The 20,434-nt window shown below is 29.5% G+C and carries 24 protein-coding genes and 2 pseudogenes; 3 read left to right on the top strand and 23 right to left on the bottom strand.

All coding sequences use genetic code 11. The annotated features are described in order from the left end of the window. Together BGS40_RS00875 and BGS40_RS00870 are read left to right on the top strand one after the other, a co-directional pair. Positions 1-861, top strand: an 861-nt coding sequence (locus BGS40_RS00875) for a methyl-accepting chemotaxis protein (RefSeq protein ID WP_257841688.1), incomplete at its 5' end; no start/stop codon positions are given. 134 nt (positions 862-995) lie between these two features. Further along, positions 996-2,777 (top strand): annotated as a pseudogene (locus BGS40_RS00870) (PhoX family protein). 38 nt (positions 2,778-2,815) lie between these two features. Here the strand turns inward: BGS40_RS00870 and BGS40_RS09870 are convergent. The 22 genes and pseudogenes from BGS40_RS09870 to mqnP form a co-directional block, all read right to left on the bottom strand. Further along, positions 2,816-4,526, bottom strand: a pseudogene (locus BGS40_RS09870) (GMC family oxidoreductase). Between the two features lie 118 nt (positions 4,527-4,644). After that, positions 4,645-5,058 (bottom strand): gluconate 2-dehydrogenase subunit 3 family protein, encoded by a 414-nt coding sequence (locus BGS40_RS09335; RefSeq protein ID WP_240684808.1) that lies wholly within the window; start codon positions 5,056-5,058, stop codon positions 4,645-4,647. Between the two features lie 17 nt (positions 5,059-5,075). Further along, entirely contained in the window at positions 5,076-5,252 is a 177-nt protein-coding gene (locus tag BGS40_RS09330) for a hypothetical protein (protein WP_172670191.1), read from the bottom strand. Positions 5,253-5,489: 237 nt separating this feature from the next. Continuing rightward, on the bottom strand, positions 5,490-6,428 hold the full coding sequence (trxB, locus tag BGS40_RS00855) for a thioredoxin-disulfide reductase (RefSeq protein WP_087685985.1): 939 nt from the start codon (positions 6,426-6,428) through the stop codon (positions 5,490-5,492). Positions 6,429-6,561: 133 nt separating this feature from the next. Further along, the gene (gene trxA, locus BGS40_RS00850) at positions 6,562-6,876 is read right to left on the bottom strand and encodes a thioredoxin (protein ID WP_002778629.1); all 315 of its coding nucleotides are present in this window, start codon (positions 6,874-6,876) and stop codon (positions 6,562-6,564) included. A 56-nt stretch (positions 6,877-6,932) separates the two neighbouring features. Further along, positions 6,933-7,271, bottom strand: a complete 339-nt coding sequence (locus tag BGS40_RS00845; RefSeq protein ID WP_052798021.1) for a YraN family protein — start codon at positions 7,269-7,271, stop codon at positions 6,933-6,935. After that, positions 7,271-8,518 (bottom strand): homoserine dehydrogenase, encoded by a 1,248-nt coding sequence (locus BGS40_RS00840; RefSeq protein WP_085782121.1) that lies wholly within the window; start codon positions 8,516-8,518, stop codon positions 7,271-7,273. Before BGS40_RS00840 ends, BGS40_RS00845 begins: the two co-directional genes overlap by 1 nt. Before the next feature lie 3 nt (positions 8,519-8,521). Then, complete coding sequence (locus tag BGS40_RS00835) at positions 8,522-9,724, bottom strand: LL-diaminopimelate aminotransferase (RefSeq protein ID WP_087704485.1); 1,203 nt, start codon at positions 9,722-9,724, stop codon at positions 8,522-8,524. 11 nt (positions 9,725-9,735) lie between these two features. Beyond that, entirely contained in the window at positions 9,736-10,542 is an 807-nt protein-coding gene (locus tag BGS40_RS00830) for a hypothetical protein (RefSeq protein WP_087692001.1), read from the bottom strand. Further along, entirely contained in the window at positions 10,536-11,474 is a 939-nt protein-coding gene (locus tag BGS40_RS00825) for a membrane protein (RefSeq protein ID WP_002854357.1), read from the bottom strand. The genes BGS40_RS00830 and BGS40_RS00825 overlap by 7 nt, the downstream gene beginning before the upstream one ends. Continuing rightward, the gene (gene rlmB / locus BGS40_RS00820) at positions 11,467-12,150 is read right to left on the bottom strand and encodes a 23S rRNA (guanosine(2251)-2'-O)-methyltransferase RlmB (protein WP_052798019.1); all 684 of its coding nucleotides are present in this window, start codon (positions 12,148-12,150) and stop codon (positions 11,467-11,469) included. Before rlmB ends, BGS40_RS00825 begins: the two co-directional genes overlap by 8 nt. Before the next feature lie 13 nt (positions 12,151-12,163). Continuing rightward, complete coding sequence (gene rsmI / locus BGS40_RS00815; RefSeq protein WP_087704486.1) at positions 12,164-12,988, bottom strand: 16S rRNA (cytidine(1402)-2'-O)-methyltransferase; 825 nt, start codon at positions 12,986-12,988, stop codon at positions 12,164-12,166. Positions 12,989-12,990: 2 nt separating this feature from the next. Then, complete coding sequence (gene rpmE, locus BGS40_RS00810; RefSeq protein ID WP_002851603.1) at positions 12,991-13,191, bottom strand: 50S ribosomal protein L31; 201 nt, start codon at positions 13,189-13,191, stop codon at positions 12,991-12,993. Positions 13,192-13,269: 78 nt separating this feature from the next. Then, positions 13,270-13,926 carry a 16S rRNA (uracil(1498)-N(3))-methyltransferase gene (locus tag BGS40_RS00805; RefSeq protein WP_002851903.1) on the bottom strand — a complete coding sequence of 219 codons (657 nt, stop codon included), beginning with the start codon at positions 13,924-13,926 and terminating at the stop codon, positions 13,270-13,272. A 1-nt stretch (position 13,927) separates the two neighbouring features. Then, positions 13,928-14,335, bottom strand: coding sequence for a membrane protein (locus BGS40_RS00800; protein ID WP_002851635.1), 408 nt, complete (start codon positions 14,333-14,335; stop codon positions 13,928-13,930). Further along, on the bottom strand, positions 14,335-14,760 hold the full coding sequence (locus BGS40_RS00795; protein WP_052782224.1) for a c-type cytochrome: 426 nt from the start codon (positions 14,758-14,760) through the stop codon (positions 14,335-14,337). Before BGS40_RS00795 ends, BGS40_RS00800 begins: the two co-directional genes overlap by 1 nt. Then, the gene (locus BGS40_RS00790) at positions 14,760-15,341 is read right to left on the bottom strand and encodes a 6-pyruvoyl trahydropterin synthase family protein (protein WP_002851757.1); all 582 of its coding nucleotides are present in this window, start codon (positions 15,339-15,341) and stop codon (positions 14,760-14,762) included. Before BGS40_RS00790 ends, BGS40_RS00795 begins: the two co-directional genes overlap by 1 nt. Further along, positions 15,338-16,081, bottom strand: a complete 744-nt coding sequence (locus tag BGS40_RS00785; protein WP_002880845.1) for a 7-carboxy-7-deazaguanine synthase QueE — start codon at positions 16,079-16,081, stop codon at positions 15,338-15,340. Before BGS40_RS00785 ends, BGS40_RS00790 begins: the two co-directional genes overlap by 4 nt. A gap of 2 nt (positions 16,082-16,083) precedes the next feature. After that, complete coding sequence (moaA, locus tag BGS40_RS00780) at positions 16,084-17,046, bottom strand: GTP 3',8-cyclase MoaA (RefSeq protein WP_002860653.1); 963 nt, start codon at positions 17,044-17,046, stop codon at positions 16,084-16,086. Positions 17,047-17,058: 12 nt separating this feature from the next. Then, positions 17,059-17,574, bottom strand: coding sequence for a DUF6115 domain-containing protein (locus BGS40_RS00775; RefSeq protein WP_002851715.1), 516 nt, complete (start codon positions 17,572-17,574; stop codon positions 17,059-17,061). Next, a complete protein-coding gene (locus BGS40_RS00770; RefSeq protein ID WP_087704487.1) occupies positions 17,571-18,068 on the bottom strand; it encodes a hypothetical protein in 498 nt (165 codons plus the stop codon). The genes BGS40_RS00775 and BGS40_RS00770 overlap by 4 nt, the downstream gene beginning before the upstream one ends. Then, a complete protein-coding gene (gene mqnP / locus BGS40_RS00765; RefSeq protein WP_096738232.1) occupies positions 18,059-18,943 on the bottom strand; it encodes a menaquinone biosynthesis prenyltransferase MqnP in 885 nt (294 codons plus the stop codon). The genes BGS40_RS00770 and mqnP overlap by 10 nt, the downstream gene beginning before the upstream one ends. A 69-nt stretch (positions 18,944-19,012) precedes the next feature. Here mqnP and miaA point away from each other — a divergent pair, with 69 nt between their 5' ends. Further along, entirely contained in the window at positions 19,013-19,882 is an 870-nt protein-coding gene (gene miaA / locus BGS40_RS00760; protein ID WP_002880834.1) for a tRNA (adenosine(37)-N6)-dimethylallyltransferase MiaA, read from the top strand. Here the strand turns inward: miaA and BGS40_RS00755 are convergent. Next, positions 19,868-20,431: a manganese efflux pump MntP gene (locus BGS40_RS00755; protein WP_002851996.1), complete on the bottom strand. Its 564-nt coding sequence runs from the start codon at positions 20,429-20,431 to the stop codon at positions 19,868-19,870. The two genes, miaA and BGS40_RS00755, sit on opposite strands and share 15 nt — an antisense overlap. Positions 20,432-20,434 lie beyond the last annotated feature (3 nt).

Raw genomic sequence — 20,434 nt, 5'->3', positions numbered from 1 at the left:
GTTAAAGAATCAGTTCAAACCGTATCAGTTGTAGAAAATGGTAATCTAACAGCAAGAATTACTGCTAATCCTAGAAATCCTCAGTTAATAGAATTAAAAAATGTCTTAAATAGACTATTAGATGTTTTACAAGCTAGAGTAGGTTCTGATATGAATGCTATTCATAAAATTTTTGAAGAATACAAAAGCTTAGACTTTAGAAATAAATTAGAAAATGCTAGCGGTAGTGTAGAATTAACTACTAATGCTTTAGGTGATGAAATAGTTAAAATGCTAAAACAAAGTTCAGACTTTGCTAATGCTTTAGCTAATGAAAGTGGAAAATTACAAACTGCTGTTCAAAGCTTAACCACTTCTTCAAATTCTCAAGCTCAATCTTTAGAAGAAACTGCAGCAGCTTTAGAAGAGATCACTTCTTCTATGCAAAATGTTTCAGTTAAAACTAGTGATGTTATCACTCAATCTGAAGAGATTAAAAATGTTACAGGTATTATAGGTGATATTGCAGATCAAATCAATCTTTTAGCTTTAAATGCAGCTATTGAAGCAGCTCGTGCTGGAGAACATGGTAGAGGCTTTGCAGTGGTAGCTGATGAAGTTAGAAAGTTAGCTGAAAGAACTCAAAAGTCTTTATCAGAAATTGAAGCTAATACTAATTTACTTGTTCAATCTATCAATGATATGGCAGAAAGTATTAAAGAACAAACTGCAGGTATCACTCAAATCAATGATAGTGTAGCTCAAATTGATCAAACTACTAAAGATAATGTTGAAATTGCTAATGAATCAGCTATTATTTCTAGTACAGTAAGTGATATAGCTAATAATATCTTAGAAGATGTTAAGAAGAAAAGGTTTTAATTAGTCATTTATACCTAGTGAAAAACTAGGTATAAATTTTTTCTTCAATTTAAATTTTTCATCAAAGTTTCTAAAAAGTTTCCAAATATTTTTATACTTCCATTGTTTTAAATTTTAATATGGGGTAAAAACAAATGGAAAGAAGATTGTTTTTAAAAGGTTCAGCTTTAGGTTCTATGGTGGCTTTTTTTGCAAGTTCAAATTTAAGTGCTGTTGTGCTTAAGGATAAGGATTTGTTAGGTTTTAAAGCTGTTAGTGCAAGCACACAAGATAAAGTTATAGTACCGCAAGGTTATGAAGCAAAGGTTTTAATTTCTTGAGGTGATCCACTTTTTAGTAAAGCAAAACCTTATGATGAAAATAAAATCATCGATATGAATGCAGTTAAAAATGCTCATTTGGTTTTTGGAGATAACGATGATGGTATGAGTTTTTTTCCACTTTCAAAAAACAGAGGAATTTTAGCCGTTAATAATGAATATATAAATCCTGAAATCATGTTTAATCATCATGGTAAAAATTTAAGCAAAGAAGATGTTTTATATGAGCAAGCCAGTGTGGGTGTGAGTATCTTAGAAATCGAAAAAAAGGGTGATGATTGGACTGTGGTTTTAGACTCTAAGTATAACCGCAGAATCGATGCAAACACTAAAATGCAAGTAAGTGGAGCAGCTAAAAAAGAAGTTTTAAAAAATGAAAAATTTGTTCATGGAACTTTTGCAAATTGTGCAAATGGACAAACACCTTGGGGAACTTATATCACCTGTGAAGAAAATTTTGACGATTTTTTTGGAAGTTCAGACGAAAATCTAGAATTTAATGACTCTCTTAAACGCTATGGATTTAACAAAACTAGTCTTTATGGATGGGAAAAATTTGATGAAAGATTTGATTTAGCTAAAAATATCAATGAAGCCAATCGTTTTGGTTGGATAGTGGAAATCAATCCTTTTGATGCAAAAAGCACACCTGTTAAAAGAACTTCTTTAGGGCGTTTTAAACATGAAAATGCAGAAATTATCGTAGAAAAAGATGGTTCTGTTATAGTTTATATGGGTGATGATGAGATGAATGAATTTATTTATAAATTTGTTAGCAAACATAAATACAAAAAAGGTGCTGATACAAGTAAAATTTTAGATGAAGGCACTTTGTATGTAGGACAGTTTAACGGCAATGTGGGAGATTTTAAAGGACAGGGAAAATGGATAGCTTTAGAATATGGCAAAAACAGCCTAAATGAAAAAAATGGTTTTAAGTCTCAAGCTCAAGTACTCATCAATACGCGTCTTGCTGCAAGTATTGTAGGTGCAACTCCTATGGATAGATGTGAATGGATAGCAAGCCATAAACAAAGTGGTTCTAAAGAAGTATTTGCAACACTAACGAACAACAAAAATCGCCAAGAACCTAATGCAGCAAATCCAAGGACTAAAAATGTTTATGGACAAATTTTAAAATGGATGCCAAAAAATTCTCATAAAGACGATGATTTTACTTGGGAAATTTTTGCTCTTGCTGGAAATCCTGATAACCAACAAGGCTTATATAAAGGCTCAAATAATATTACAAGTGAAAATAAATTTAATTCTCCTGATGGACTTAAATTTGATAGAGATGGAAGACTTTGGATACAAACAGATGGATCTTATTCTAATAAAGATGAATACGAAAGTATGGGAAATAACTGCATGCTAGCAGCAAATCCAAAAACAGGGGAAATTAGACGCTTTTTAACAGGGCCTATTGCTTGTGAATTAACAGGGATTGCTTTTAGTGAGGATTATACTACAATGTTTGTAGGCATACAACATCCAGGAGAAGGTTTGAAAGGTAGTACTTTTCCTTATGGAAAAACGCCAAGATCGAGTGTAATGATGATAAGAAAACTTGATGGTGGAGTGATAGGAAGCTAATAAATTCCAAGCTTAAGGCTTGGAATTTAATTACTGCATTAGCAATTACCAGTTTTTAAATATTTTATAATAGCTTCGCTAGCACGATAGGCTAAAGCATTTAAGGTTAAGGTAGGGTTGTAGCCTGGATTATGTGGAAAATTTCCTGCACCTATGACAAAAAGATTATTAACATCCCAATGTTGTAAATAAGGATTAACTACACTTATGTTTTTATCTGTATCCATTATAGTTCCGCCAGCAATATGTGTAGAAATATACCAACCATTTGAAACTACTCCATAATCTCCTGATTTTGGCGAAGTGTAAATATTTTGCGCTCCCATTTCTTGCATGATACTTTTTAGTTTTGGAAGCATAAAATTATAAAGATTTTTATCTTGCTTGGTAAAATTATAGGTTACGCGGATAAGCGGTAGTCCATAAGCATCTTTATAAGTTGGATCAAGGGATAAATAATTACCCATATAAGGAATAGATGCACCCTGAGCTCCAATATAAGTAAATCGAGTATAATTATAAATAGAAGCTTTTTTAAATTCGGCTCCCCATGAAGGTGTGTTAGGTTCTGTAGGGTTTGAAGCTATAGGACGAGCCCCGTTTTGAGAAAGTCTAAAGCTTGCTCCATGAATAAAATCAAGTTTGGAATGATCGAAATTATCCCCATTAAAATCATCTATCCAATTGCAAAGTGCCCCAGCTCCAAGATAAGAATTAAATGGATCTTTGAAAAAACCATTAACACTAGGTGTGATTTGATAACTATAATTTTTTCCTAAAGTTCCTTTGCCTGTTTTTGGATTATAAATTTCGCCTATATTAGAAACCATTAAAAGTTTAGCATTGTTGCAAACATAAGAGCCTAGCATAACCACTTCTGCAGGTTGTATGAATTCTCCCAAAGTTAAAGATTAACAAATCTTACTCCTGTAGCCTTACCATCTTTATGCAAAATTTCTAACACATTAGCATAAGTTTTAATATCTAAATTTTTTGTTGCTAAAGCTGAAGGTATAGTTGTTACTATAGGAGAAGCTTTTGCACCATATTCACAGCCAAAATGCTCACAAAAAGCACAATATTGACATGCTCCTAAACTTGTTTATCGGGATTTGTATAAGTTTGAGATGAGTTTGAAGCAGGAACCATACATGGATGATATCCAAGTTTTTAGCCGCTTCTCCAAATTTTTTAAGCATAGTAGTTTTTTCCAAAGGTGGATTAGGATAAGGATTGCTTCTTTTTCCTGAGAAAGGACTTTTATCTTCTCCAGAAACCCCATCATTTTTCAGCTTTGTCGTAGTAAGGTTCCATTTCATCATAGTTTACACCCCAATCTTGAATAGTGTATTCTTTAGAAACTTTATTTTTGCCATATTTTTCTTCTGTTAAAGATTTTATTTGAAAGTCATAAGGTAGAAAACGATAACTCATACCATTCCAATGAACTCCTGCTCCACCAACATTATTACCGACATCAAAAGCATAATTTTTTCTCATTGACAAAGCAATTTCATTATCATTATTCTTAACACATATACTTTCTTTACTTAAATCTTGTTTCATTGCAGCATTATTTACATATTTATACTCATCATGCGCACCCAAAAAATCAGAAGTATCTTGATGTCCAACCCCTTTCAAGTGCAACAACTTTAATCCCTGCTTTAGCGCATTTATTTGCAACAATAGAAGAACTCCAACCTAAACCTATAACAAAACATCTGTTTTTTTAAGTATTTTTGTCATTTGTATTCCTTTAATGTGACATATCAGCTAAAGAAATAGGCTCTATCACTTCAAATTTATCTCCATCTAAAATTTGAGCTGCGTAAGTCATTTGAGCGCCTAGGAATTTTTTCATGCACTAAGCTTGCATATTTGCATTGCCGCCATAAATTGGATCAACATAAACTCCTGCTATAGTCATGCTTCTTAACTCTGTAAAAAAATCGCTTGCTTTTATCTTATCCCCAAAAGAAACCTTGGTTTTATCTTGTTCAAAAGCTCTTAAGACTTCATCTTTTTGTTTTGCATTAAGTTCTATAAAGCTTTTTTTATAACGAAGTTTTGCTTCTTCATCTAAAGCATTTACCCCCATTTTAAAAAGTTCAGCTCTAGTTAAAGGATATTGATAACCTTGATTTTTCTTTCCTTGTATAAAAGGTCCAAAGCGATAATTTTTTGCTCCACTTCCGTAATTTCCTGCAAGTTCATTATTTATAAAAATAGCTACACCTAATTTTTTAGCACCTGGTCCTAAATCATCTTCGGGAAAAATTCTTTCTACTGCTTCACTCAGAATATCAAGTTGTGCAGAATTATTAAAAAAATTCTAGCACGATAATTTTGAGTAGAATTCAAATTATTTTGATTGTGCGTATGAGCAAAAACCATACTTGGTGCGCTAGCACCTACTAAAGCAAACAAAGATGAGGCTTTAAGAAAATTTCTGTGACTTTGTTTTTTGTCCATATTTTTTCCTTCCTTATTTTTTTAACATAAATAAGTTATAGCTTTTAATATAAAAATATTAATTTAAAAAAATAATATTTTTATATTTTTTTAAATATATAATTATGTAACAAAATTAAATATAATTTAAATTATATTTAATAATATTTATAAAACATTATGAAAAAATATTTTATATTTTTAAGGAGTGTTGATATAAAGATTTAGGCTAGGAATTCTAGCCTACAATAAAAAAAATCAATGCAAGCTTTCTATATAAGCCATAGCACTTAATGCAGCTACAGCTCCATCACCTGCAGCACAAATAACTTGCTTAGGCGCATCTTTTCTAAGGTCCCCTGCGGCAAAAAGTCCAGCAACGCTAGTTTGCATTTTAAGATCAACACTTACTTGCCCACCTTCTTCCATATTGCATAAAAACTTACTATCGTCTTGTTTTAAAATTTCATTTCTTACATTAAGACCAACAAAAGTAAAAATTCCTGGAACATTTAAATCTCTAATACTACCATCTTTTAATTTTACTTTTACTCCAGCAACACCCATTTTATCGCCATATACTTCATCTACACTTGCGCTAGTAATGAGTTCTATTTTTTCGTTTTTCTTAACTTTTTCTACTGTAGATGGAGCTGCTCTAAACTCATCTCTGCGGTGGATAAGATAAACCTTAGAACAAATATTTGCTAGATATAAAGCTTCTTCTAAAGCCGTATCTCCACCACCTAAAACTGCAACTTCTTTATTTTTATAAAAAAATCCATCACAAGTTGCACAAGTGCTTACACCTTTTCCAAAAAATTCATCTTCGCCTTTAAAACCTGCTTTTTTTGGAGCTGAGCCTGTACAAACTATCACAGCTTTAGCAAGTTCTGTTTTACCACCTTCTAATTTGATGGTAAAACTTCCATCACTATTTTTTAAAATTTGTTCTACTTCAACCATTTCATGTTTTAAACCAAAACGCATACATTGTTCACTCCAAGGAGCCATAAAAGAAATTCCATCCATAACTTGGGCTACACCTGGATAATTTTCTATTTCAGAACTTGAGGTAATTTGTCCACCAGGCATACCTTTTTCAAACATTACTACATTTTTAAGACCACCTCTAGTTGCATAAAGTCCGGCACTAAGTCCAGCAGGACCTCCACCTATGATTGCTACATCTAACATTTATATTTCCTTTATATTGAATTTTATTATTAATAATGATATAAAAATTATTCTTAATAGTAGTTAATAAAAATTATTATTTAGTATAAATTTGAAATTTTTAAGAAGAAGGCTAGTTATACTAGCCTTTAGTTTATAGTAAAGAGTTTAATTTATCGCTAATTGCTTGTTTAGATTGTGCACCAACTAGTTGATCTACAACTTCACCATTTTTAAAGAAAATAAGTGTAGGAATAGAGCGAACACCAAATTCAGCTGCTAAATCACCTTGTTCATCTGTATTTACTTTGCAAATTTTAGCTTTACCATCGAAGTCATTTGCAAGTTCATCAATAACTGGAGCAAGCATTCTACAAGGTCCGCACCATGGAGCCCAAAAATCAACTAAAGCTACACCTTCTTTTGCTTGAGCAAAATTATCACTTGTTAATTCAATATATTTTCCCATAATTTTTCCTTTCTTTAATTTTTGTCTAATTGTATTTTATTTTTTTAAATATCAGCTTAAAAACTTATATTTTCGCAAAATTGTATCACATCATTTTTAATGCAAATCAGATCAATCTGAAAATCCGATGAAATTCCATTTTTAAGATGATAAAATTCTATAGTTTTTAAAATTTTTTCAAGTTTTTTTCTATCCAAACGCTCGGAAACTTCATAATCATCTTGAGTAAATTTAACCTCTATAAAATGTAAAATTTCATCTTTTTTGGCTATTATATCGATTTCTCCAAATTTAGAATGGAAATTTCTTTTTAAAATTTCAAAGCCCTGTTTTTTTAAAAATTTACAAGCCTTATCTTCACCTAAAATTCCATCTAAATAAGCTTTTAAACCCATTATTCTATACGCATCATAAAAGGCTTGGTTTTTATAAAATCTTGTTTGCGTAAAATTTCAAGCAAATTTTGTATGCTTTTTTCATAAGTTAAATGTGTAGTAAAAAACAAAGTGCTGTAATTTTCATCATTTTTTTTAGGTTTTTGTAAAAAACTATCGATAGAAATATTATTTTCACTCATCAATTGTGTGATTTTAGATAAAACTCCTATTTTATCTTCAACTTTCACCCTTAAATAATATTTTGTATAAATTTCATCTTTGCTTAAAAGCTTGTATTCTAAAGTATTCACAAAACCAAGCATTGGTGCTTTTACCTGATCTCTTGCTATATCCATAAGATCTGAAATCACAGCACTTGCAGTAGCCTCTCCTCCTGCTCCTGCTCCATAATACAAACTTTCACCCAGCAAATCTCCATTAATGCTTATAGCATTCATCACTCCATCAACTTTTGCAAGCATTTTTTCTTTATCTATCATAGTGGGATGCACTCTTAATTCTACTTTATTTTCACGCACCTTAGCTATACCTAAAAGTTTTATGGTAAATTCAAACTCATTAGCAAAATACATATCTTCAGGCGCAATTTCGCTAATACCCTCGATCAAAATATCTTCAGGTTTAGCTTTAAGATTATAAGCGATACTTGATAAAACAAGCAGTTTGTGAGCTGCATCTTGTCCTTCTATGTCAAAAGTTGGATCAGCTTCTGCATAACCTAAATTTTGAGCTATTTGTAAGGCTTGTTTAAAACTCATATTTTTTTGACTCATAGAACTTAAAATATAATTACTCGTACCATTTAAAATCCCTTTTATAGCCAAAATATTATTTGCACTTAAACCTTCTTTTAAAACCTTGATAATAGGAATTCCTCCAGCCACACTTGCTTCATAACCAAAAGCTAAATTTTTAGCCAAATTTTCAAGTTCATAACGATGATAAGCAAGCATAGCTTTATTTGCAGTAACAACAGCTTTTTTCTTTTTTAAAATTTCACTCACTATTTTAAAAGCTTCATCCACCCCACCCATTAATTCTACAAAAACATCTACATTAGCATTTAAAATTTCTGCAACGCTATGAGTAATTGGAATTAAAGCATTTTTTTTAGGACTTCTAGCAAGAGCGATCACAGGAGTTATGCTTTGCCCACATCTTGCACGAATAAGTTTATCATTTTCTAAAAGAAATTTAACCACCGCACTTCCAACAGTGCCATAACCAAGAATCGCTACTTTCATAACTTACTCTTTTAAATATTTTTTGATATTACGTGCAGCTTGGCGTATGCGATTTTCATTTTCAATTAAAGCAATTCTTACATACTTATCACCTGCTTCGCCAAAACCTACTCCAGGACTTACTGCAACACTAGCACGCTGTAAAAGTTGCTTTGAAAATTCTAAACTTTTTAAATGTCTTTTGCTTTCAGGGAGTTTTGCCCAAACAAACATACTTGCTCTTGGTTTTTGAAGTTTCCAGCCTGCATTTTCAAAAGCTTCAAGTAAAATGTGCATTCTTTTATCATAAGTTGCACGGATTTCATCTACACAAGTTTGATCTCCATCTAAAGCTATGGTAGCTGCTACTTGAATAGGTGTGTACATACCATAATCAAACCAAGATTTTATTTTTTTAAGCGCACTGACTAAGCGTTTATTTCCTACTACAAAACCCACGCGCCAGCCTGCCATATTGTAAGATTTTGAAAGAGTGTAAGTTTCTACCGCTACATCTTTTGCGCCTTCAATTTCCAAAATAGAAGGAGTTTTATAGTCATCATAAGTTAAATCTGCATAAGCAATATCTGAAATAATATAAAATCTTTCTTTTTTTGCCGTTGCTATCAATCTTTCATAAAAACTTTTCTCACAAGTTACTGTTGTTGGATTATGCGGGAAATTAACAACGACATATTTTGGACGCGGGATGCTTTCATTTAAAGTTTTATGTAAATTTTCAAAAAATTGATTTTCATCAAGCTCAAATTTTTCATTATAAGCTAAAGGCATTTTTGCTACATTACCTCCTGCTATAATAAAAGCTTGAGTATGTATAGGATAAGCAGGAGTTGGCACAATAGCAACATCTCCAGGATTTATAATCGCTCTTGCAAGATTTACAAAACCCTCTTTTGAACCCATAGTAGCTACAACTTCATTTTCAGGATCTAGGTTGACATTATATTTTCTTTTATACCAATTACAAATTGCTAAGCGAAGTTTATAAATCCCCATGGATGTAGAATATCCCGAGGTTTTATCTTTGTTAGCACTTTCACAAAGTTTATCTATAATGTGTTGTGGAGTTTTACCATCGGGATTTCCCATTGAAAAGTCGATGATATCCTCTCCAGCACGTCTTGCTGCCATTTTTATCGCATTTACTTCTGCGAAAACATAATTTGGAAGTCTTTCTATGGTATTAAAACGGATTTCATCAAACATTTCTTAATCCTTTATTTTTTAAGTGTGATTTTTAAACCCCTGCGTATATTATCTAAACTATACATATCGCTTACAATAGCATATATAGCACCATTTGGAATAAGTTCTGAAAAATGATTATTTTTATTTTCGCTTTTTACTGCTTTAATTAGATTCAGATTTTTATCTAAAAAGAAGATTTTAGGAAACCAATTGTCTAAATCATTTGCATCAATAATCAAATTTGTAGCATTTTTTAAATCAAGCACATAGTCTTTAAGGGGTTTTTCTAATGATTTTGGAGTATTTAAATTAATATTTGTATTGGTTTTTAATACAGCATTGGAAAAATTTAAATCATATTCATAGTCATATGCCCCAATGCGCTTAATATTATCTATATAGACAGAATTTTCTTTTAAGAGATTGTAAAGCGTTCCAGGATCTAAAACATATTGAGATTCTACTTGTATGGTATAGTCAATATTTCCTTCTCTTAAAATCAAATCTGTAGGGATAAAATATATATATCCGGCATCTGTTAAAACATCGGATAAAATTTTAAAAAACATAACTTCATCAGCTTTTGCTTTAAAATTTAGTTTTAGACTTTGAGGATTTGATAGTGTTAAGGCAATTAAAGAATTGGTTTTTAATATTTGAGATATTTTTGCAATATCACAATTTCCATTATTATCTATGTAAGAATTATTTGAGAATAATAATTCTAGTTGAGAATTTTTACTAGGATTGTTTACTAAATTTTTTGCTAATTCAAGACTTGAGATTGCAAAAGATATATTAACCCAAAGAGTAAGAATAATAATTTTTTTTACCATTCTTTACCTTTATTTAATTTTACAAATTCAGCAGCTGAAATACTTGTAATTTTTCCATCTTTAATCAAGAAACGTTTTGAAATTCCTACAGGAAATTTTTGTTCTTTATTTTCTTGATCAAACATTGTTAAAGCTGCAGCCCCTGTTAAAATTAACTGATCTTTATCTAAAGAAATATTAAAATCTTTTTCTTTAACAAAGCTTGTTTTTTTAAGGCTTTTTAAATCTATCAAACCTATCCAAATCTTGGTAGAGGTTTTAAAATGTGCTTCTTTTAAAGAATCAGTTTTTAGTGTATTTGTGTCTTCTTGGATTTGGGTATTTTTTTCTTCATCGAGTAGAGTTGTGTTATTTTCACTGATATTATTTTCTATGCTTATGTTTTTATCATTTTCTTGTAATGAGGTGTTTTGGCTTGGTAAAACGCTCTCTGTTTGATTTGTTTCTTGTGCTTTATTGTTGTCTATAACAACAACATTGTTTCCACTTAAAGATTTTAAATTTTCTTGTGCTTGTCCTATTATGTCTATAACTGTTGCACTAGTATTATTTTGTTCATCTTTGAAAAAAGTTTTAAGTGTATCAAAATAATAAATTCCACTTCCTATAATCACTAAAACAATAAGAACAATCAAAAAAGGCCAAGCGTTAGAGGATTTTTGACTATAAGCATCTAGTTTTGGGGTTATCATTTTTGATTTTGTTTGTGGAGTAGGATTGTTTTCGTTAAGATAAGCTTCATACTCTTCGTTAAAATCACTAAAGTCGAGTTCGTATTCTCTGCTTAAAATTTTAACAAAACCTTTAACATTAAAACGACTTAAAACAGCAAAATTCTTTTCTACTAAAGCTTCAAGAAAATCAAGTTCAATTTGCGTTTTTGCTGCAACTTCTTTTAAATTTAATTCTTGTATTTTTTTCCAATTAAGCATTTAACATCCTATCGCAAAGTATTGCAAAAGCAGCGCTGACATTAAGACTATCAAAATTATTTTTCATCGCAATGCCTACACATTCATCGCATTTTTTTATAATTTTAGAGCTTAAACCAAAACCCTCACTACCCAAAACTAAAACTTTTTTACCATTGCTTATTTTTACACTGTGAATTTCTTTTCCCGAGCCATCGCTCGCATAAAAATAAAAACCTACTTGTTTTAGTTCGTTTATTACACTTAAAGCATCGTTGCTTATTGCAATAGGTAAATCAAGAGCCGCTCCGCTACTTGTGCGAATTACTCCTTCCATGGCTAATTTTTCACCAATAAAAATTAAAGCCCCAACCCCTAAAGCATAAGCTGTACGCGTGATAGCCCCTATATTTCCTACATCACTAATTCCATAAAGCATAACAATAAAATCATTTTTTTTGATCTCATTTAAATTTGCAAAAGAACTTTCTTTAATATCTAGCAAAAAACCTTGATGATTTCCACCTTTCGCATAAGCTTGAGCAGTTTTAAAATCAAGTTTTTTGATTTTAAAACCTGATTTTGCGATTTTGGAAAAAGTAGTTTTATCACATTCTTTTGCTAAATAAAGCTCATTGATACAGTCTTTATGATATTCTAAAATATAAAAAAATATTTGCTTCCCATAAACTATCATATTAAAATTTTACCTAATCTTGACTTAAAAGCAGTTTTTGATAAATTTCTTTTGCATTTTTTCCATTGATCTTTGATAATAATTTTGCTTTTGCTTTTAAAGGCAGCTCTAAATCCATAATATCTTTTTCACAAAGAGTATTTTGCAAAAAATTTTGTTCTTTTGATTGTAGTACTACAACCCATTCACCGTTTAAATTAGACTTTTTTAAAATTTCAAAAAGCTCTTTAGCATTGCCTTTAAATTTTTTTTCAAATTTTTTACTGATTTCTTTAATCAAAAAAATTTCTCTTTGGCTGTCTAGAATCATAATTTGTTCTACTAAAGATAAAATACGCTTAGGGGATTCGTAAATAATACTTGGATAAGGAAGATTTAAAATTTTTTCTATATCTTTTTGTCTTTCTTTGCCTTTATTTGCTAAAAAACCGATAAAGATAAATTCTTTTTGACAAAATGCCGAGCTTACAAGAGCAACTAAGGCTGCATTTGCACCTGGTAAAATTTCATAGGCGATATTATTTTCTTGTGCAAATTCTACCAAAGTCTTGCCAGGATCACTAATCCCTGGCATTCCTGCATCGCTTAAATAAACTACATTTTTTTCAAATATCTTTAAATCAATACTCGCTAAAACTTCTTTTTCATTATGGGAGTGTAAGGCTATAAATTTAGAAATATGTATATCAGTGTGAAATTTGGTATTTAATAACGAAATCAAAGACTTACTTACTCTTGTATCTTCACAAATCACAAGATCGCAAGTCTTTAAAAGTTCTAAGGCTCTAAAAGAAATATCGCTTAAATTTCCTATGGGAGTAGGAATAAAATAAAGCATAATTATTGCATTGCGTATTTTTTCTTAAATTTCTCTACACGACCTGCAGCATCTACAATTTTTTCACTGCCTGTAAAAAAAGGATGGCAATTTGAACAAATATCTACTCTTAATTCTGCTTTGTTTGACTTTGTTGTAAAAGTATTTCCACAAGCACAACTTACTTTGCATTCTACATATTCTGGGTGAATTTCTTTTTTCATTAGTTTTCCTTAAAAATTAAAACAATAAACTGTGATTATAAATTATTTAACATAAAAAAGAGATTAATTTAAGAAAAGTTAAAGCAAAATTTTTGAAGCTATAGCTATGATAGCTGTTTGACTTTTTAGAATATTAGAGCTTTTAAGAGAGATTTTTCGGTTAAACAATAATCTCTCATCATTGTTAAATCCACCTTCAGGACCTATAAAATACAATTCTTTTTCATCGAAATGACTTTGTTGCTCTCCTTGAAAATCAACCATAATTGCATTTGGAAATTTTTGAACAAATTCTTGAGTGCTTTGGTGGATAATTAAATCCATTTTAGTATTTCTACCGCATTGTTCACAAGAAGAAATAATGATTTTTTCAAATCTTTCTAAATCGATTTTAAAATTTCTTTGTGAAAAATTTGTAAAAACCAAATGTAACTTTTTTACTCCAAGTTCATTTAAGAAAGGTAGAGTTTTTTCTAAAATTTTAATATCTATAATGGCTAAGGCTAAGTTTAATTCACTTTGTTTTATATTTTGTGATTTTTTGTTTAAAAATTTTAAAGTGCAAGAATTTCTTGTTAAATTTGTGATTGTATAGTTGTAAAGAAAATTATCTTGTAAATTTCTAAGATTTAGCTCCGAATTTTCCTTTACTCTTCTTACTTTTAAATGGTTAAAGTTTTCACCTTGAAGTTGTATAAACTCTTCTCCAGCTTGCTTGTTATACAAAAATTGCATTTTATAGATATCTTTCTATTAAAAAAGGCAAAAATAATAAAAAAATTTCAAAAGGTAAAATCAAACAACTAATCCATCTAAAAGTGGCATATTTTCTAAATCTTCTTGCTTTTTTAAAACAAACAAAGTGAAAAATTGCTAAGGCAAAAATTAAGATCCAAGAAAAAATCATTACCCAGATATTGACATTCATTTGAAATTGTTTCATTGCTGATAACAAACAACCTGTAAAAATAATCAAAGCTAAAAATAAATAATAAATTGGTAAAAATAATCGTATTCTGCGAATAAAAATGAATTCGGTTTTAAAATTTCCTTGTGTTAGTATAAGATAAAAAAGCATTAAAAAACCACTCGCATAAAGACTATAAAGATGTAAAGCTAAAAAGAATTCGTAACTTTGATCCATTATTTTCCTTTGTTTATAAAATCAGATAAATTTTGAATTTGTTCATCACTTAAAAAACTATGGTTTTTATCTTTTATCGTTTTTATTTTTTGTATAAAAATTTTATTGCCCAAGGTTTTAATGGCCGTGCTGTTTTTGGGTTTTAATTCTCCTTTTTCTCCATGACAAGTGGCGCATTTTTGTTTATATAAAGAGTTGATAATAGTAGGATTGGCTTCATGTTCATCATCTGAACTTTGTGCTTCATCATCTACAGGTAAAGGCAGGTTGGAGTCGCTTAATTCTGTTTTTTCATCATTTTGTTCTATTTGGACTACTTCTTGATCTGTATTTTGGGTCTTAGAAATATTTTTTTCATCATTAGAACAGGCAGATAAAACTAATAAAAAAAAACTTAAGGCAATTAAAATTTTAGCTTTTTGCATTAAATCTCCTTTGGATTTATAAAAATTTCTTCATTTTTTAATTTGTTATAAAAATCTATATCATTCCATTCTACTTTAATGCCATTGGAAAATTCTATGTCTTGAAGTGAAATTTTTGGCATTAACTCACTATAGGCATCTTCTCTAAAACCTTGTGCATAGCCTGTTCTTGTTTCATGAACAATGATGCTTTGTAAAGTCACTCCTTGTTCTCCATTTACCATTTTCGTTTGTTTTAATAAAGCATCTATAAGTATGAAAAATACACGACAAAAATTTTCAGCACTTACATTAACAGGCAGGCAAATCCAACGACTTGAATATTTTTTCATTTCTTCTAAATATTTTGCGTCATCATATTTAAAAAGAGTGATAGCATGATCAAAACTATCAATAATTTGGCGTATATAGGTTTTTAAAAGTCCAAAATCATAGACCATTCCAGCATTATCTAAATATTTGCTTTCAAGTAAAACTTCAACTTTGTAAGAATGTCCATGAATACTACTTTTGCAACGCTTAGAAGAACAAAATCTAACAATGTGTGCGTTTTCAAATTCAAATAATTTTCTTATAATCATACACCCTCTTTATCGTTCCAAAGACGAATATGAATTCTATCAGAATAATTATAACCATTCTTAATACAAAATTCAGCAATTTTTTGAGCATTTTTTTTAAGGTTTTGCTCATTTTCACCCATAGGCATACAAAAAATTTGATTTGGAGCTTCTTTTAGAATTTCATTGATTTCTAAAAATGAATTATCAAGGGTATTGGCATCTAAAACAAATTTATAAAAACTATCTTTTGCGTAATTTTTAAATGCTTTTAAAGCTTTAAAATTTAATCGTTTATCTTTTTTTATCCCACTATTTTGGAGTTTAACGCTTAAAGCAAAAATACATTCTTTGTAAAAAGGATATCTATCAAAATCAATTTCTATGCTTCCATTGCTTTCAAAGTGTATTTCGAATTTATTTTTTAATAACATTTGGATAAATTCTATAAATTCAGGATTTTCATAATGGATTAATGGCTCTCCACCTGTGATAACAACTATAGGATTAAAGTCTTGTTTTAATTTTATCACTCTTTTTAAAAGTTCATTAGCATTTAAAGTTTCATAACTTTCTTTAAAATCTTTTGTGAAAACAGCTCTTATCGTGTCACATCCAATGAGAGTTTTATCGTTTTTTGATATTTTTACATTAAAACCTAAACAGTTGAAATTACAACCAGCAAAACGCATAAAAATAGCTAATTTTCCATTATATTTACCTTCTCCTTGAATGCTTAAGAAACTTTCAACAAGTTGCAAAATTAACCTCCAGTTTGATAAAAAGCACGAGATGAGGTTTCATTATCAACAACACTCCATTTATTTTTTTCTGGTTTATTTCTTAATACTTCTTGTAATATTTCTACAGCGGCTTTAATATCACCTTTTCGAACCGCTTCTTTTATGCTTAATGCTTCATCAAAATAAAGACAAGGTATTAACAAGCCTTCAGCACTTAAGCGTATGCGATTGCAAGAATCGCAAAATTCATGGCTATGAGGATCTATAATTCCAAATTCATAATCATCTGCCTTGTAAATACTCACAGGTGCTTTTTCATCTTTTTTTATAAGTTGAATTTGATATTTTTGACTCAAAATTTGTATAATTTCATCTCTTTTTAATCCTTGTAATTTACCATAAGCATGAGTATTTTCCATAAATTCTATAAAGCGAATTTGAGCTTTTTTTGATTTTGCAAATTCCAAAAGAGATATCAGTTCATCATCGTTTAAATTTTTAAGAGCTACAGTATTAAGTTTTACTTTCAAATCTAGATTTAAAGCTTCATCAATTCCAGATAAAACACTATCTAATATATCTTTTTGCGCAAGAGTTTTTGCTTTTTTGTGATCTAAGGTATCAAGTGAAATATTAAGTCGTTTAAGTCCAGCATTTTTTAGGTCTTTAGCAAAGTCTTTTAGTAAAAATCCATTTGTAGTTATAGCAAGGTCAATATCGCTTTTATAATCGTTAATCATTTTTATAAAAATACTTAAATCTTTTCTTAATAAAGGTTCCCCACCTGTTATACGGATTTTTTCAATTCCTTCGTCTATAGCTGCTTTAACAAATAAAAAAAGTTCTTCGAAGCTTAATAAATTTTCTTTTGGCTGATAATCGAAAGGAATTTTTGGCATACAATAAAGGCAGCGAAAGTTACATCTTTGTGTAACTGAAATTCTAAGATAATTTATCTTTCTACCGAATTGATCTATAAGCATTTATTTTCCATTCTATTTTATTAATTTCTTAAATTTTAAGACAAGTTCTACATTTCCAGTGCCAATACGTAAATCTTTAGCGATTTGTTCTATGCTTTTTCCTTCTTTGAAAAGATTTTCTATTTTTTGTTCTTCTGTATCGTAATTTGGTGTAAGTTTAGCCATGCTTTGTGCTTTTTGTTCCAAATTTAAAAGACGATTTTGTTGTTCATTTTGAAAATCTTCTATGATATGTTCCATAGTTTTTAGTGTTCTTAAAACAGGAGTGATTTTTGAACTGATTTGTTTATCAAGTTCAATCATAATTTCTTCTTTTAAAAGAGAGGTTTTATAGTCTTCATCCTCTTCGCTATCATCTTTAACTCCTAATTCTTTACGAAAATAATGAAGTTCTTTGGTAATATCTTCTATCACATTTTGAAGTTTTGCTATTTTTGCATTATTTTCTCTTTCTTTGATATTCATGTAGGCTAGCATTGCAATTAAAAGCACAATTATAAAAACTAAATAAAGTACATCATCACTCATTCTTGGCCTTTCTTATTTCTTATCATATTTCTTTGGATTTCAACAACAAAAGCATCAAAAGCCATTTTGTCTTCGGGCTTAATTTTGATAATTTTTGCCAATGTTTGACTTTGAGCTTTGATAAAAATAGCTATTTTTTGATTATTTAAATCAAATCTTAAATAATATTCTTTATCTTCTTCTAAAATAGTATCCAAAAAATTTAGATACTCAAAATTTAAAGATTCTATTACCCCTTTTTGCTTAAGTGGTATAAGTTCTTTATTTTTATCTAAAGAATTTTCAAGTCTTAAAATATCTTCTTTTAGACTTAAAAGAAGATCAAAAATAATTTTTTCACCCTCGTCAAAATCAATGCGTAAAGCAAGTTTTTTCCATTTTAAAATTTGAGAAATTGCTCCAAGTTTTAAGTATTCTCCAAGAAAATGGTTATTTTCTATTTCACAACATTCTAAATGAGCTTCAAATCCTGCTTTAAAAAGTGTTAATTCCATAATAAATCAATCCAAATAAAAATAAAAAAGATAATACTTAAATAACCATTTAGAGTAAAAAATGCTCTATCAATATGAGCAAAATTTTTATGGACAATCCTATGCTCTAAGGCTAAAATAATACCGCTTATAATTACCCCAATAAGTGCTATTTTTCCAAGTGCTACACCCCAAACTTCCCACACAAAAAGAAGCCAAAATAATACCGCTAAAATATGGCAAAAAGCTGATATAAATAAAGTAGCCTTTGAACCAAATTTAGCAGGAATAGAGTGAAGTCCTATTTTTTTATCATACTCCATATCTTGTAAAGAATAAAGCAGATCAAACCCAGCTGTCCAAAAAGTTACAGCTAAACATAAAATAACGCTATAAATGTGAATTTCACCCATAATTATAACACTTCCTGCAATAGGCGCAAGTCCTAAACAAAATCCTAAAACTAAATGCGCTAAAGAACTAAAGCGTTTAAAAGCTGAATAAATAGCCAATACCAAAAGCACAGGAAAAGACAAATAAAAAGCCAAGGTATTAATAAAATAAGAACATGATATAAAAATAAGTGCATTAATAATAATAAAAATCCAAACGCTTTTTCTACCTATTTTTCCACTGACATTAGGGCGATTTGCACAACGAGGATTATCCTTATCTATATCTTCGTCCATTAAACGATTTGTAGCCATGGCAAAATTTCTTGCACTCACTGCACAAATAATGCCTAAAATCAATGCCTTAAAACCAAACCAAGCAGTGTCATTTGCAAGTTTTGATGCTACAATCATAGAGGAAAATAAAAAAGGCAAAGCAAAAATAGAATGCTTAAATACTACAAGTTCTAAAATATCTTTAAATTTTATCCAGAATGTGTTCATTTTTCTACTTTAAAATATTTTTGCTATGATTTTACTAAAATTTTTATAAATTTTAGGATAAATATTAAAATGTTTTTTGAAATAGCATTAATAGGAACAACCGCGAGTGGAAAAACATACATAGCCAATACTTTAGCAAGAGAATTTGATGCTGTTGTTTTAAGTCTTGATAGTCTTTGTGTTTATAAAGAGATTAATATAGCAAGCGCCAAGCCTTCACAAGATGATCTTGCGAGTATAAAATACTTTGGGGTAAATTTATTGAGTGTAAATGAACATTTTAATGTTGAGTTATTTATAAGAGAATATCAAGAAGCAAAAGAATTTGCTTTAGCTAGAAATTTACCTCTAATTATAGTAGGTGGAACTGGATTTTATTTAAAAACTATGATAGATGGTTTAAGTGAAAAAACCTTAGAGTCAAAGAGTTCTTTAAATAACGATGAAATTTATGCTCTTTTATTAAATATTGATCCAAACTATAAAATAGAAAAAAATGATACTTATAGATTAAAAAAATGGTTGGGTATTTATGAACAAACAAGAGAAATTCCTAGTGAATTTTTAAAAAGAACACAAAAAACTGGGGTGCTTAAAGATATAGAAATTTATGAGCTTGCGTGGGATAAAGAAATTTTAAAAAAACGTATTCAAACTAGAACAAAAGAAATGCTTGATAATGGACTTTTAGATGAAGCAAAAATTCTTTTTTCTAAATTTGATCATAAACTTAAAGCATTAAATTCTATAGGTTTGAAAGAGTGTAAAGAATATTTAGATGGAGAAATTTCCCTTAAAGAGCTTGAAAATTTAATCACGATACATACTACGCAACTTGCCAAAAGACAAAGAACTTTTAATAAAAAATTTCAAAGTAAAGCCTTGGAATTTGATAAAGCTTTAGCTACTTTAAGAATGAAATTTTCAATCGAAAAATAAATGTTCTATTAGAATTTTTACTCCTAATATAATTAAAACCAATCCGCCTAAAAGTTCAGCTTTATTTTTAAGATAAATTCCAAATTTATTTCCTATTTTTAGAGCAATGATACATAAAATGAAGGTGATAATACCTATTAAAAATATAGCTAATAATAAATTTACATTTAAAAATGCAAAACTCACACCAACTGCTAGCGCATCGATACTTGTAGCAATTGCTAAAGCTAGCATGGTTTTAAAGCCAAATTGGTTGGCATTACTATCGCAATTTTCATTTTCCAATGACTCTTTGATCATTTTTAATCCTATTAAAGAAAGTAAAATAAAAGCTATCCAATGATCAATACTCGCAATAAAAGATGCAAAAGTTATGCCTATAAAATAACCAATAGTTGGCATCAAGGCTTGAAATCCACCAAAATAAATTCCAACAATAAGATAATGTTTTAAATGTAGTTTTTTAACACTAAAACCTTTGCATAGTGATACAGCAAAAGCATCCATTCCTAAAGCACAGGATAAAAAAATAAGACTATAAAAATCCATAAT

This window comes from Campylobacter sp. 107 (assembly GCF_002383835.1).
GTDB classification, from domain to species: domain Bacteria; phylum Campylobacterota; class Campylobacteria; order Campylobacterales; family Campylobacteraceae; genus Campylobacter_D; species Campylobacter_D jejuni.
Note: the sequence above shows the minus strand (reverse complement) of the source record. Positions and strands in the feature narration are given on the sequence as shown.

Bases quoted from the DNA above. Each gene is read 5' to 3' on its own strand.
- BGS40_RS09330 (WP_172670191.1), bottom strand. From the start codon at position 5,252: ATGGACAAAAAACAAAGTCACAGAAATTTTCTTAAAGCCTCATCTTTG.
- moaA (WP_002860653.1), bottom strand. From the start codon at position 17,046: ATGCTTATAGATCAATTCGGTAGAAAGATAAATTATCTTAGAATTTCA.
- mqnP (WP_096738232.1), bottom strand. From the start codon at position 18,943: ATGAACACATTCTGGATAAAATTTAAAGATATTTTAGAACTTGTAGTA.
- BGS40_RS00825 (WP_002854357.1), bottom strand. From the start codon at position 11,474: ATGCTTAATTGGAAAAAAATACAAGAATTAAATTTAAAAGAAGTTGCA.
- BGS40_RS00840 (WP_085782121.1), bottom strand. From the start codon at position 8,518: ATGAAAGTAGCGATTCTTGGTTATGGCACTGTTGGAAGTGCGGTGGTT.
- BGS40_RS00775 (WP_002851715.1), bottom strand. From the start codon at position 17,574: ATGAGTGATGATGTACTTTATTTAGTTTTTATAATTGTGCTTTTAATT.
- BGS40_RS00845 (WP_052798021.1), bottom strand. From the start codon at position 7,271: ATGGGTTTAAAAGCTTATTTAGATGGAATTTTAGGTGAAGATAAGGCT.
- BGS40_RS00805 (WP_002851903.1), bottom strand. From the start codon at position 13,926: ATGCAATTTTTGTATAACAAGCAAGCTGGAGAAGAGTTTATACAACTT.
- rsmI (WP_087704486.1), bottom strand. From the start codon at position 12,988: ATGCTTTATTTTATTCCTACTCCCATAGGAAATTTAAGCGATATTTCT.
- BGS40_RS00830 (WP_087692001.1), bottom strand. From the start codon at position 10,542: ATGGTAAAAAAAATTATTATTCTTACTCTTTGGGTTAATATATCTTTT.
- rpmE (WP_002851603.1), bottom strand. From the start codon at position 13,191: ATGAAAAAAGAAATTCACCCAGAATATGTAGAATGCAAAGTAAGTTGT.
- trxA (WP_002778629.1), bottom strand. From the start codon at position 6,876: ATGGGAAAATATATTGAATTAACAAGTGATAATTTTGCTCAAGCAAAA.
- BGS40_RS00755 (WP_002851996.1), bottom strand. From the start codon at position 20,431: ATGGATTTTTATAGTCTTATTTTTTTATCCTGTGCTTTAGGAATGGAT.
- miaA (WP_002880834.1), top strand. From the start codon at position 19,013: ATGTTTTTTGAAATAGCATTAATAGGAACAACCGCGAGTGGAAAAACA.
- rlmB (WP_052798019.1), bottom strand. From the start codon at position 12,150: ATGATAGTTTATGGGAAGCAAATATTTTTTTATATTTTAGAATATCAT.
- BGS40_RS00835 (WP_087704485.1), bottom strand. From the start codon at position 9,724: ATGTTTGATGAAATCCGTTTTAATACCATAGAAAGACTTCCAAATTAT.
- BGS40_RS00795 (WP_052782224.1), bottom strand. From the start codon at position 14,760: ATGCAAAAAGCTAAAATTTTAATTGCCTTAAGTTTTTTTTTATTAGTT.
- BGS40_RS00790 (WP_002851757.1), bottom strand. From the start codon at position 15,341: ATGATTATAAGAAAATTATTTGAATTTGAAAACGCACACATTGTTAGA.
- BGS40_RS00800 (WP_002851635.1), bottom strand. From the start codon at position 14,335: ATGGATCAAAGTTACGAATTCTTTTTAGCTTTACATCTTTATAGTCTT.
- trxB (WP_087685985.1), bottom strand. From the start codon at position 6,428: ATGTTAGATGTAGCAATCATAGGTGGAGGTCCTGCTGGACTTAGTGCC.
- BGS40_RS00770 (WP_087704487.1), bottom strand. From the start codon at position 18,068: ATGGAATTAACACTTTTTAAAGCAGGATTTGAAGCTCATTTAGAATGT.